Here is a 12,168-nt window from a genome sequence, read left to right as displayed (position 1 = left end):
AGTAATCCATCACGGTTGATAGGTTAAATTCTGAAGAAACCTGCCCGATCCTTGTGCGGGGAGGGTCAGTCAACAACACCGCTATGTTACTGACTGTTAAATTATTTTTGCCACGATAGTGAGGTAAATGTCAAAGACATAAAAAATAAATGTTTATGGGAAAGAGGGAACTTATTGCGAAAAGATTAAGGGGTTTGACGAAAGGCAATGGGGCTGCGGGTTGGCGGGGTTATGGATGATAATGTCATTACGTGAACGTCAACGTAAATCACTTTGTTTGGGTTTTTTGCTCTAATTTTTACATTGACGCTACATTTTGAGTGCCCTAGATTGGCGATGTGTGAGCAGCAAGACGCTTTAGCAAGAGAGTTGACTGTTGCCTCACCAAGCTCTGTTTAAGCACGTTTCCGTTGGCTTGACCCTCGCAACCGCGAGGGTCTTCTTTTTCTGCGTCTGTAAACGCTTGTTTCTGCTGGTGGCTATTGACGCCGCCGGCACTCATCTAGCAAGGGTAGGCTTGTTGCACTGCCGCCAGGACGCTGGCAAACGGGTGTGCGGCCAGTTGGCCTGCGCCCGCCAGCGATTTGGCCTTGATCCGGCTGGTCAGCGGTGTGGTGATGCCACACAGGAAACGGGCCAGAACACGAACATCCACCGAACCTGTCTTGGCAATCAGCGGATCGCACCAGGCGCGGATCCCCGCCTCGTTTGGCATGGTCAGTGAGGGTAGGGGCGGGAGATGCGCCACCTCGCTGCGACAAACCGAACAGTGGCCGCAATGAACCGGCACCACCTCATCGGCAAAATAGCGGGCGAGGCGGTGGCTCAGGCACTCACTTGAGGTGAAAAAGTCGAGCATGGATTGCAGTCTGGCCAGCTCACTTTGCTCTTTTTGCAGGAACAGGGTGTGCAGGGCTTTTGCCTCCTGCTCGTTGTCCCACCCCTGACGGGTGATCCGGTAGACCTCGGTCATCTGTTTGCTTTCAAGCTCGATCCAGCCTTGCTGCTGCAGGTAGTCGAGCGCCGCAACGGCCCGCTGCCGCTCCCCCTGATAGCCCTGCCAGAGGGCGTCAAAGTCCATGGTGCACCAACTGCGGGCTTGCGGGGCACAGGCAAACAGCTGCTCCAGAAACTGGCGGCGACTCGGATTGAAGCGGCTCACTATCTCGCCTTTATCCAGCACAAATTTGAAGCGGTAGTCGGCGTAGTAGCTATAGGCCGGGGTGATGATGCCTGCCATCTCCAGATAGACCAGCAGGGTTTTAAGGGGCAACTGGCGAATATTGGTGTCGTTGGAGAGGCGCAGCAGGGTGAATTCCCACTCGCTCCCGCTCTGCTTGATGATGGCAAGGAGCTGGAGGATGGCACTCAAATCCGGCGTATCGCCGTAGACGAAGTTCTCCAGCACCGGCAGCTGGCTCTGGTTGGCCAACACGATACAGCGCGATGGCTGGCCATCCCGTCCGGCGCGGCCAATCTCCTGGCTGTAGTTCTCGATGGATTTGGGCAGATCGTAGTGAATGACCCGCCGGATATCCGCTTTGTCGATCCCCATGCCAAAGGCGATGGTGGCGACAATGCAATCCACCTTGCCCGCCATGAAGTCGTGCTGGATCTGGCTGCGCAGCGCCGAGTCGAGTCCGGCATGATAGGCGCGGGCGTTGATCCCTTCTCTAATGAGTTGCTCGGCGCAGGCTTCTGCGGTGTGTTGCAAGGTGACGTAGACGATGGTGGGGGCCGCCGGAGCGTTGGCCAGCTCCTGTGCGAGCCAGCTATCCCGCGCGTCGGGCGACAGGGGAATGACCGCCAGATCAAGATTGGGGCGGTAGAAACCTGTGACCACGACCCCCTCCGGCGCGATGCCGAATTTGGTCTGCATATCCTGAATAACCGCCGGTGTGGCGGTGGCGGTGAGCAGCAGCACCTGCGGGATCTTCAGATCATGGCGATAGCTCGGCAGCTTGAGGTAGTCGGGGCGAAAGTTGTGGCCCCACTCCGAGATACAGTGCGCCTCATCGACGACCAGCAGCGAGAGCGGCACTTGCTGGATAAAACGGCGAAAACGCTCGTTCTTGAGTCGCTCTACCGAAATCATCAGGATCTTGAGCTGTCCATCCAGCGCCTGCTGCATCACTCGTCGGCTCTCCTCCGGGCTCTGGCTTGAGTCGAGGGTAGCGGCGTTTATTCCCTTGCTTTTAAGGAAGGCGAGCTGATCGTGCATCAGCGCCAGTAGCGGCGAGATAACCAGGGTCAGGTGAGGCAGGGCGAGGGCAGGCAGCTGATAGCAGAGGGACTTGCCGGAGCCGGTGGGAAAGATGGCGGCGGCACTCTGACCAGCAAGCACCCGGCTGATCACCGCCTCCTGACCAGGTCTGAGTGCGGAGAAACCAAAATATTGGTTGAGCAGGGATGGGATCATGGCAAGGCTCCGCGGCAAATGGGGGATGATAGCACAGCGACGCCGGTCACGGATGACACAGGAATGGTCGTGAGGGAAAGGGCAGAGAGTGTCGATAAAACGTACAAAAATGGGTGGTTGCGCTGTAGTTAAGGTTTTGTTGCGGTTTTTTGTGATGGAAACGGGATATTTTTTGGTGAGTCTCTGGAAAAAAAAGATGGCGAATGGGATATTCCGTCATGCAATCCGGTGACTGGCGGATCGGCCCGACAGAAGGCTGGCCACAGACACCACATTCGGACGACAGGGGTCTCCCGATGAGTGGTTGCAGACAGGACTCATGATTCATGCACTACGGTGCTTAGGGACTTTTTTGATGACACAACAACACCCCCTCCTTCGGCTGGTCAATAGCACCAGTCTGGTCAGCCAGATCCTGGTTGGTCTGGTATTCGGTATCTTGCTGGCACTTTTTGCGCCCGAGTGGGCGAAAACGGCGGGTCTGCTCGGCAGTCTGTTCGTTGGTGCACTGAAAGCGGTAGCCCCGCTGCTGGTATTCGTACTGGTGATGGCGGCCATCATTGGTCACAAGCAGGGTCAGAAGACCAATATTCGCCCGCTGCTGGCGCTCTACCTGTTTGGTACCTTCTCTGCGGCCGTGGTCGCGGTGATTGCCAGCTTCCTATTCCCCTCCAACCTCCATCTGGTGGCCAATACTGCCGAGATCACCCCGCCCGGCGGGATCACCGAGGTACTGCAGACCCTGCTGTTCAATGTGGTGACCAACCCGGTCAAGGCGCTGATGGATGCCAACTATATCGGGATCCTGGCGTGGGCCATCGGTCTGGGTATCGCCATGCGCCATGCCAACGAGAGCACCAAGGCGCTGATCACTGACCTGTCTCACGGTGTCTCCGCCATCGTGAAAGCGGTGATCCGCTGTGCTCCGCTCGGGATCCTGGGTCTGGTTGCCTCCACGCTGGCAGAGACCGGTTTTGACGCCCTGTTTGGCTATGCTCAACTGCTGGTGGTGCTGATCGGCTGCATGCTGTTTATCGCCTTCGTGGTCAACCCGTTGATCGTGTTCTGGAAGATCAAGCGCAACCCCTATCCGCTGGTGCTGACTTGCCTCAAAGAGAGCGGTGTGACCGCCTTCTTTACCCGCAGCTCTGCCGCCAACATCCCGGTCAACATGGCGCTGTGTGAAAAACTGCGCCTGCCCAAAGATACCTACGCTGTCTCCATCCCGCTGGGTGCCACCATCAACATGGCGGGTGCGGCCATCACCATCACTGTGCTGGCCATGGCGGCGGTACATACCCTGGGGATGGAAGTGGACATGGCAACAGCCGTGCTGCTCTCCGTGGTTGCCACCATCAGTGCTTGTGGCGCATCCGGTGTCGCCGGTGGTTCCTTGCTGCTGATCCCGCTGGCCTGCAGCCTGTTTGGCATCAGCAACGACATCGCCATGCAGGTGGTTGCTGTCGGCTTTATCATCGGCGTGTTGCAGGATTCTGCCGAGACAGCCCTTAACAGCTCCACCGACGTGTTATTCACCGCCGCAGCGTGCATGGCCGAAGATGAAACCCTGCTGGATGTGGCTCCGGTACCGAGCCGCGAAGCCTGATCTCCTAACGCGCAGTTTCGCAACACACTTGCGCCCTCTTCGGAGGGCGCTTTTTATTGCCGGATTTGCTCTCTTTTCCTCTTTGATCAATCTCATTGGCTGATGTGCCGGACATTCTGTCGCCCTTGTCCAGGGGGCTGCCTTATCTTTATCCCTTTGAGTCGTGCTTACTCCCTCTGTTGTGCGTCACACACCTTTGTCTGCTCTGCCAAGAGCCGATTGCTATGGCTTACCCCAGATCTTCAGGACAATCACAGCATCACAGCATCACAGCATCACAGAAGAATGGAGGTGGCTGGCTGCGGCAGATGAACCCGTCCTATCAGATACGCCATCATGGTTTGGTGAGGGGGAGTAAATGTGTTGGCGATATTGAGCTGCGGGCATGGGGGGTTAATCATGTTGATACCCGATGTGCTCTGCCATGGTGCTGGTGAGCATACAGATATCCAACAAAGGGAGTAATAAGGAGAGAGCAGGGTTATCGCGGTGGCACAGAGTGCAGAGATAAAAAAGCCAGCCGACTATTCGGCTGGCTTTTTGCTATCAGCGGCAGGTAGGGGATTAACCGACCAGCTGATAGAGGATGGCGGAGATGGCGATCATCCCCATCACAGCGACAAATACGTTGCTGATATGGCCCTGATATTTCGCCATGGCCGGTACGCGCTTGATGGCGTACATCGGCATGATGAACAGGATGGTGGCGATGATCGGGCCGCCAAGAGATTCAATCATGCCCAGGATGGAGGGGTTGGCAATGGCAGTGCCCCACAGGGTCAGGATGAAGAAGGCGATGATGAACATCTCGACTTTCTTGGCGTTCGGCTCTTTGCCGGACTTGCGCATGTTCTGCACGATCATCCCTTTCAGACCTTCACGGGCACCCAGATAGTGGCCGAAGAAGGAGGAGACGATGGCGACGAATGCAACCAGCGGACCAAAGTAGGAGATGATGGGGCTGGCATGCTGGTTGGCCAGATAGGAGAGCACGGCGATGTTCTGAGCCTTGGCTTCTGCCAGCTGGGCCGGTGTCAGGCTCATCACGCAGGAGAAGACGAAGAACATCACGAAGCCCAGCAGCACCATGGCGGTACGCTTGAGGATGGCATCGGCTTTCTCGACAGCCTGATCACCGTGGTCGCGGCGTTGGGCCAGGGAGAAGCTGGAGATGGCCGGGCTGTGGTTGAAGGAGAAGACCAGTACCGGGATGGTCAGCCACAGGGTAGTGGCGAAATCCTTGGCAGAGGGCACTTGCTCCAGCGCGGCACCGGTCCAGTCCGGGATCAGGTACAAAGAGATACCGGCCAGAATGGCGATCAGCGGATAAACCAGCAGCTCGGTCACTTTCAGCATCAGCTTTTCACCGGCAAGCATCACCGACATCATGCCCATGATCAGCACGATGGAGAGGATCCAGCGCGGCGGGGCACTCATCTGCAGCTGGTTGACCATGAAGCTTTCGACGGTGTTGGTGATACCCACGCCGTAGATCAGCACGATGGGGTAGATGGCGAAGAAGTAGAGCAGGGTGATTAATTTACCGGCACCCACGCCAAAGTGCTCTTCCACCACTTCGGTGATGTCTGCATTTGGCTTTTTGGAGGAGAGCACGAAGCGGGCAAGGCCACGGTGGGCCAGATAGGTCATGGGACCTACCAGCAGCGCCATGACGACTAGCGGCCAGAAACCGCCCATACCCGCGTTGATCGGCAGGAACAGGATCCCCGCGCCAACTGCGGTCCCGAACAGACTGATGACCCAGGTAGAGTCGCGTTTTTCCCAACGAGTGGTTTGAGTAGAGCTGATCCCTTGCTCTGTTGACGCCGCAACTCCCTGCGTGCCAGTGACTGTGTTTGACATCTATCTCACCCCGAATGTGTGGTTCTTATTAAGTCGGCGCAAGGATACGGTTTTTCTAATCAAAAATGTTGATCAAATTCATCTTTACGGCACGAAAAACCGCACTTTCTTATGGAAATGTGATCAAAACAAGAAAAATTCAATTATTGTTTATCAATTGGCACGTTATTTTAGTGTTAATGATTAAATCTCGCTCAGCCAAATATAGGTAAATTGTTATTTTGCGAGATGCTGGGCTAGCTGGTTGATCATGCTGGCGGTAACCCCCCAGATAAAGTGCTGTTGCCAGGGGATCCAGTAGATGGTGTGTGCTTTCCCCCCTCTGGAAAGGGTCAGGGGGATGTGGTTGCGCCGATCCAGCAGATGGTTCAGCGGCACTTCGAAGGCGTGATCCACCTCATCCGGACTCAGGATGAGGGGATAGTTGCCATCGAGCAGCCCCAGCACCGGCAGTACCTCGAATCGTGACACCGTATTGAGCGGGTTGAGGGTGCCGATCACTTCAATCAGCCGGGCCGGAATGCCGAGCTCCTCTTCGGTCTCCCGCAGCGCCGTGGCAATCAGGTTCTCGTCGCCGGGATCCTGTCGCCCGCCGGGGAAGCTGATTTGCCCCCCATGATGACGCAGCCGGGGACTGCGCCGGGTCAATAAGACGCTGAGCCCCTCATCGCGCATCACCACAGGGATCAACACCGCCGCCGGGCTGAGCCCGCCAATGGCGAGGCGATGGGCCGGGGCGGGTTGCTGCAACTGGAAGCGGGTCAGCAGTTCGTGGCGATCCATGGCGGGGAGCTCTCCTGTGCGTTGTCCAGACAGTGGGGAGGGTTACAGCGCCGACAGCGGCGGCAGGATGCGGGCGACCTTGTCATAGGTCTCCTGATATTCGCTGTCGGCGTCGGAGTCGGCGATGATGCCGCCACCGGCCCAGCAGTGCAGACGACCCGCTTCGGCGATCAAAGTGCGAATGCAGATGCTGGTATCCATCCGGCCATGCTGGCTGAGATAGCCGATGCTGCCGCAATAGGCATTGCGGCGCTGGGGCTCCAGCTCTTCGATGATCTCCATGGCGCGGATCTTGGGGGCGCCGGTGATGGAGCCACCCGGGAAACAGGCCCGCAGCAGATCGACTCCTTGCCAGCGTGCATCCAGCTCACCATGGATGGTGGAGACCAGATGATGTACCGCCGGAAACGACTCCACCGTAAAGAGATGAGGCACGCTGACCGAGCCCGGCCGGCTGACCCGACCGATATCGTTGCGCAGCAGATCAACGATCATCAGATTCTCTGATCTGTCCTTGTCCGCCTGCGCCAGCTCCAGCGCGACTTGCTGATCGGTGGCCGGATCGGGGTGGCGAGGGCGAGTGCCCTTGATGGGTTTGGTTTCGATATGGCGGCCATCAAGCAGCAGGAACCGCTCGGGGGAGAGGCTCAGCAGCGCGCTCTCTGGCAGACGGATAAAGGCTGAGAAGGGGGCCTTGTTGGCGGTTGCCAGCAGGCAGTAGGCCTGCCACTCATCCCCCTGATAGGGGGCGCTGAAACGCTGGGTCAGGTTGATCTGGTAGCAATCCCCCGCGGCAAGGTATTCCTGAATGCGGGCAAACTTTTCGCCATACTCGGCGCGGCTCATATTGCTCTGCCACGACCCCTGCAAGACAAAAGCGGGGGCCGGTTTGGCCTGTTGTTGCTCAAGCCAGGCCAGCCGGTTGGCAAGTCCCGCTTCATCCCCCCAGTGCACCAGTTGCCAGTCGCCGGTCGCCACATTGCGCAGCAGCGCCCAGTCGTAGATGCCCACCGCCATGTCCGGCACCGCGATATCGGCGGCGGCCTGCACTGGCAGTCGCTCGAAGCGACGGCCGAGATCATAGCCAAACAGGCCGAGGGCGCCGCCAATAAAGGGTAGGTGAGTGGCACATAGATCCAGCTCCCCCAGCAGCTGTCGCTGGGTATGGGCCAGCAGGGCGAGGGGATCTTCGTGGTGTTTGCTGATATTCGCCCCGACACGCAGAGTGGTCACCTCGCCGCGGGTTTCGAGGGTCGCCAGCGGATCGGCAGTGATGATATCAAAGCCGTTATCGGCACCGAGTGGTCCCGCCGACTCCAGCAACATGGCCCACGGCTGATGTTGCTGGCGGGCAAAAAGCTGATGGAGTTCAGCACTATGGTCTAGATGATGGATATGAAGTGTTGGCGTCATTTTATGTTACACAGGCAACAGTTTGGTTCCCGAACCCTAGTCGGTGCTGGTGGGCAAGCGTATCATAGGTGTCGGTGACTTAAGAAAAAACTGCCGTGTCGTTCGTTTTTTGCTGGTTGATAGTTTTTAGCCAGCACGTCAGCACGGCCCATCATATGGAAGCCCTTGCCCTGCTCCGTGGCAGAGACAAGGACCAGTGAGGATGATATGAGCATTATAAAAAAACAGGATTTCATCGATTCTATCGCAGATGCCCTCCAGTACATCTCCTATTACCACCCGTTGGATTTTGTTCAGGCTGCCAAAGCGGCGTATGACCGTGAGGCCAACCCGGCCGCCAAAGATGCGCTGGCCCAGATCCTGATCAACTCCCGCATGTCCGCCGAAGGTCATCGTCCGCTCTGCCAGGACACCGGCATCGTGACCTGTTTCGTCAAGATTGGCATGCAAGTGCAGTGGGACAGCGACATGACAGTGCAGGAGATGGTGGATGAAGGAACCCGTCGTGCCTACACCAATCCTGACAACCCGCTGCGCGCCTCCGTGCTGGCCGATCCGGCTGGCAGTCGCAAAAACACCAAAGACAACGCCCCTGCCGTGGTCCATATCGACATGATCCCCGGCAACAAGGTGGAAGTGAGCATCGCGGCCAAAGGCGGCGGCTCCGAGAACAAATCCAAGATGGTGATGCTCAACCCCTCTGACGATATCGTCGAGTGGGTGCTGAAAACCGTGCCGACCATGGGCGCAGGCTGGTGCCCGCCCGGCATGCTGGGCATCGGCATCGGCGGTACTGCCGAGAAAGCGGCGGTGCTGGCCAAAGAGGCTCTGATGGAGCACATCGACATTCAGGAGCTGATCGCCCGTGGCCCGCAAACCACCGAAGAGAAGCTGCGGGTCGAGCTCTACGACAAGGTCAACAAGCTGGGGATCGGTGCCCAGGGTCTGGGCGGCCTCACTACCGTGCTGGATGTGAAGGTCAAATCTGCGCCGACTCACGCCGCTTCCAAGCCGGTGGTGATGATCCCCAACTGCGCCGCCACCCGCCACGTTCACTTCGAGCTGGATGGTTCAGGGCCCGCCGAACTGACTCCGCCGAAACTGAGTGACTGGCCGGAGATCACCCGTGAAGCGGGTGGTAATGTGCGCCGCGTCAACGTCGATGGCATCACCAAGGCCGAGCTGGCCAGCTGGAAGAGCGGTGATACCGTGCTGCTCTCCGGCAAGATCCTCACCGGTCGCGATGCCGCCCACAAGCGTATCGCCGACATGCTGAAAAATGGCGAAGGGCTGCCGGAAGGGGTCGATTTCACCAACCGCTTCATCTATTACGTTGGCCCGGTCGATGCGGTGCGTGACGAAGTGGTTGGCCCGGCTGGCCCCACCACCTCCACCCGGATGGACAAGTTCACCGACATGATGCTGGGTGAAACCGGCCTGATCGGCATGATCGGCAAATCCGAGCGTGGCCCGAAAACCGTCGAGAGCATCAAGCAGCACAAGGCCGTCTATCTGATGGCCGTCGGTGGCGCAGCCTATCTGGTGGCCAAGGCCATCAAGAAGGCCCGCGTGGTAGCCTTTGCCGATCTCGGCATGGAAGCGATCTACGAGTTTGAAGTGGAAGATATGCCGGTGACCGTTGCGGTCGACTCCGAAGGCAACAATATCCACGAAACCGGTCCGGCCTACTGGTCTGCGAAAATTGCAGAGCTCGATGGCAAACTCTCCTCCTGAGTGACCGTTTCCGCTGCCGGTTAACGGCATCGGCCATGTAAACAAGGCGCGTCCATTCGGATGCGCCTTTTTGCTTTGGCTGGCTTGTTATGGACTCAGGTTGGCCGTTTGCGGCAAGCGGGTATAAAAAAGGATGGCGTGACGCCATCCTTTTTCGTTGTGCTTGTGCTCTGGCAGCAGACAGTAGAGCAATTGCCCTAGGCTTAGGCCTTTTTCAGGTAGGCAGCAACCAGTACGATCTGCACGCCATTGACCTTGCCTTCGATATGAAGCGGGTTGTTGGTCAGACGGATGCCCTTGACCAGGGTGCCGCGCTTGGCGGTGAAACCGGCGCCTTTCACGTCCAGATCCTTGATCAGGGTAACGGAGTCGCCCTCTTGCAGCACGGCGCCGTTGGAGTCAACGGTCGGTACGCTGTCGTCATCTTCGTCAGCAATACCAGCTTCAGCCCAAGCCTTGGCTTCGTCTTCCATGTACATCATGTCCAGCAGATCCTGAGCCCACACTTCACCCTTGCCGGAGAGAGCTTTCAGCTGGCGCCATGCCATCACCTGCACCGCAGGCACCTGGCTCCACATGCTGTCACTCAGGCAACGCCAGTGGTTGACCACTAGGGTATCCGGTTGTTCCAGCTGACCACGGCAGGTGTCACAGATAGCAACGCTGTGATCATCGTCGCTGGCGGGGGAGTGAGGCACCACGAAGGCGGTCAGCGCCTGCTCGGCGCTGCACAGTTCACACTTGGCGCCCGCGCGCGCTTGCAGAATGGCGTTGATGGTCATGTTGTTGGTCCCATAGCTAGTGTAAAGCGACCCGCGTTGGGCGGGGCGCGTGAAAGAGGGGGCGGAATATAGCATAAAACCCCGTACTTTGTCAGGTCTGCCCTGGCTCACAAGGTTGGCTGTGCTGTTGCGCGGCGCTGATCGTTTGGTATTGAGAGTGCAATTTGAAGCGGGATCGCTAGAATGAGCCTCCTTTTTGACTGCAAGGCAGGGGCATTCGTGCTGGCTCAACGTTTTCAACAACTGGATCGACTGCTCACCCGCTACCGACGCTGGTGGCAATATCAGCCATATCATCATCTGACCATGGCCTTTGCCGATGAGGCGCCCGAACTGGCGGCACTGCTCAATGGGCTGACCCTTGCCCAGTTGGCAGAACTCGATGCAGATATGGGCGCCCTCAGCAGTCTGCTTGCCCCCTGGATTGCCGAGGGAGCCGAGCTGCAGCAACTCAGCCAGCTTGCCCCGTTTACCCCGGAGCCCATCAGCTGCAGCAAGGAGATGGCGCTGCATATGCCGGGGCGCAAGCAGGCCCAGATCGAGGCGTTCACCGCCTGTTTGCCGGCCCATCAGGGCCCCTATCTGGAGTGGTGTGCCGGCAAGGGCCACCTTGGGCGGCTGGTGTCACTTCATCGACAGGCTCCTATCCTCAGTCTGGAGTTGCAAGGGCAGCTTTGTGACGAAGGTCGGCTGCTGGCCGAGCGGGATGGCGCGAATATGACCTTTACCTGCGCCGATGCTTTTGCCCCCGAGTCGGCGGTGCTGATCGCCCCCGAACATCACGCTATGGCACTCCATGCCTGCGGCGAGCTCCACACCCATCTGCTGGAGCGGGTGGCCGAGCGCAGTGCCAGCGGCGTGACCATCTCTCCCTGTTGTTACCACCTGATCCGTACCAGCCACTATCGCCCGTTGTCAGCCGCGGCCAGCGCCAGCGAGCTGGTGTTGAGCAAGGCGGATCTCAAGTTGCCGTTACAGGAGACGGTGACTGGCGGTGCGCGGATCGCCCGCCTGCGCGAGCAGGAAGTGGTGTGGCGGCTCGGGTTTGACTGCCTGCAGCGTCAGGTGCGCGGTGTGGATGAGTATCTGCCGGTGCCCAATATGCAAAAGAGCTTGCTGACCGGCACGTTTGAGGCATTCTGCGTTTGGGCTGCAGAGCGCAAAGGGATTGTGCTGCCAACAGGGCTCGACTATCCCGCCTGGTTGGAACACGGGGAGCGCCGCTTTGGTGATGTCGCCCGCATGGAGCTGGTGCGCCACCTGTTTCGCCGTCCCCTCGAGATCTGGCTGGCGCTGGATCGCGCGCTCTTTTTGCAAGAGCAGGGCTATCGGGTCGAAGTGGGGGAGTTTTGTGCCAAACCCATGACCCCGCGCAATATCCTGATCCGTGCCGTGCGTGCCTGACATCCGGCTATTTTGAGCATTTTTCTTGAACATTGATGATGGCTGACAGATTGAGCCTGTCAGCCATTTTTTTCATCACGAACAATGACCGTATGGCAGGCCACCTGGCCGTCTCAACTGTTCTAAAAATGGGCGACAGATCATGCTCTGACGTTTTCGTTTGG

Annotated in this window: 8 protein-coding genes; 3 read left to right on the top strand and 5 right to left on the bottom strand. The window is 58.2% G+C overall.

From position 1 onward, the window contains the following. Positions 1–502: 502 nt before the first annotated feature. A complete protein-coding gene (locus tag ACTG2B_RS10730) occupies positions 503–2,419 on the bottom strand; it encodes a RecQ family ATP-dependent DNA helicase (RefSeq protein ID WP_439995713.1) in 1,917 nt (638 codons plus the stop codon). Positions 2,420–2,774: 355 nt separating this feature from the next. On the opposite strand from ACTG2B_RS10730, the gene sstT reads away from it, so the two are divergent. Beyond that, entirely contained in the window at positions 2,775–4,025 is a 1,251-nt protein-coding gene (sstT, locus tag ACTG2B_RS10725) for a serine/threonine transporter SstT (protein WP_139473892.1), read from the top strand. 564 nt (positions 4,026–4,589) lie between these two features. On the opposite strand, the gene ACTG2B_RS10720 is transcribed toward sstT, so the two are convergent. The 3 genes from ACTG2B_RS10720 to pabB all read right to left on the bottom strand — a co-directional run bounded on the left by ACTG2B_RS10720 (position 4,590) and on the right by pabB (position 7,997). After that, positions 4,590–5,888 carry a serine/threonine transporter gene (locus tag ACTG2B_RS10720; protein ID WP_005345325.1) on the bottom strand — a complete coding sequence of 433 codons (1,299 nt, stop codon included), beginning with the start codon at positions 5,886–5,888 and terminating at the stop codon, positions 4,590–4,592. A 216-nt stretch (positions 5,889–6,104) separates the two neighbouring features. Beyond that, entirely contained in the window at positions 6,105–6,671 is a 567-nt protein-coding gene (locus tag ACTG2B_RS10715; RefSeq protein WP_439995711.1) for a CoA pyrophosphatase, read from the bottom strand. A 42-nt stretch (positions 6,672–6,713) separates the two neighbouring features. After that, positions 6,714–7,997 (bottom strand): aminodeoxychorismate synthase component I, encoded by a 1,284-nt coding sequence (pabB, locus tag ACTG2B_RS10710; protein ID WP_439996925.1) that lies wholly within the window; start codon positions 7,995–7,997, stop codon positions 6,714–6,716. 294 nt (positions 7,998–8,291) lie between these two features. Between pabB and ACTG2B_RS10705 the strand changes: the two genes are divergently transcribed. After that, positions 8,292–9,818 (top strand): fumarate hydratase, encoded by a 1,527-nt coding sequence (locus ACTG2B_RS10705; protein WP_005351759.1) that lies wholly within the window; start codon positions 8,292–8,294, stop codon positions 9,816–9,818. A 203-nt stretch (positions 9,819–10,021) separates the two neighbouring features. Here ACTG2B_RS10705 and ACTG2B_RS10700 read toward each other — a convergent pair whose 3' ends face one another. Then, entirely contained in the window at positions 10,022–10,600 is a 579-nt protein-coding gene (locus tag ACTG2B_RS10700; protein ID WP_005333203.1) for a PhnA domain-containing protein, read from the bottom strand. Between the two features lie 183 nt (positions 10,601–10,783). On the opposite strand from ACTG2B_RS10700, the gene ACTG2B_RS10695 reads away from it, so the two are divergent. After that, the gene (locus tag ACTG2B_RS10695; protein WP_439995710.1) at positions 10,784–12,004 is read left to right on the top strand and encodes a methyltransferase; all 1,221 of its coding nucleotides are present in this window, start codon (positions 10,784–10,786) and stop codon (positions 12,002–12,004) included. Positions 12,005–12,168 lie beyond the last annotated feature (164 nt).

Origin of the sequence: Aeromonas sp. 30P, from assembly GCF_051919805.1 — a bacterium.
Taxonomy (GTDB): Bacteria; Pseudomonadota; Gammaproteobacteria; order Enterobacterales; family Aeromonadaceae; genus Aeromonas; species Aeromonas veronii.
Note: the sequence above shows the minus strand (reverse complement) of the source record. Positions and strands in the feature narration are given on the sequence as shown.

What these genes read in the sequence shown, in the direction of transcription:
- ACTG2B_RS10730 (WP_439995713.1), bottom strand. Translation starts at nt 2,419, where the DNA reads ATGATCCCATCCCTGCTCAACCAATATTTTGGTTTCTCCGCACTCAGA.
- sstT (WP_139473892.1), top strand. Translation starts at nt 2,775, where the DNA reads ATGACACAACAACACCCCCTCCTTCGGCTGGTCAATAGCACCAGTCTG.
- ACTG2B_RS10720 (WP_005345325.1), bottom strand. Translation starts at nt 5,888, where the DNA reads ATGTCAAACACAGTCACTGGCACGCAGGGAGTTGCGGCGTCAACAGAG.
- ACTG2B_RS10715 (WP_439995711.1), bottom strand. Translation starts at nt 6,671, where the DNA reads ATGGATCGCCACGAACTGCTGACCCGCTTCCAGTTGCAGCAACCCGCC.
- pabB (WP_439996925.1), bottom strand. Translation starts at nt 7,997, where the DNA reads ATGTTGCTGGAGTCGGCGGGACCACTCGGTGCCGATAACGGCTTTGAT.
- ACTG2B_RS10705 (WP_005351759.1), top strand. Translation starts at nt 8,292, where the DNA reads ATGAGCATTATAAAAAAACAGGATTTCATCGATTCTATCGCAGATGCC.
- ACTG2B_RS10700 (WP_005333203.1), bottom strand. Translation starts at nt 10,600, where the DNA reads ATGACCATCAACGCCATTCTGCAAGCGCGCGCGGGCGCCAAGTGTGAA.
- ACTG2B_RS10695 (WP_439995710.1), top strand. Translation starts at nt 10,784, where the DNA reads ATGAGCCTCCTTTTTGACTGCAAGGCAGGGGCATTCGTGCTGGCTCAA.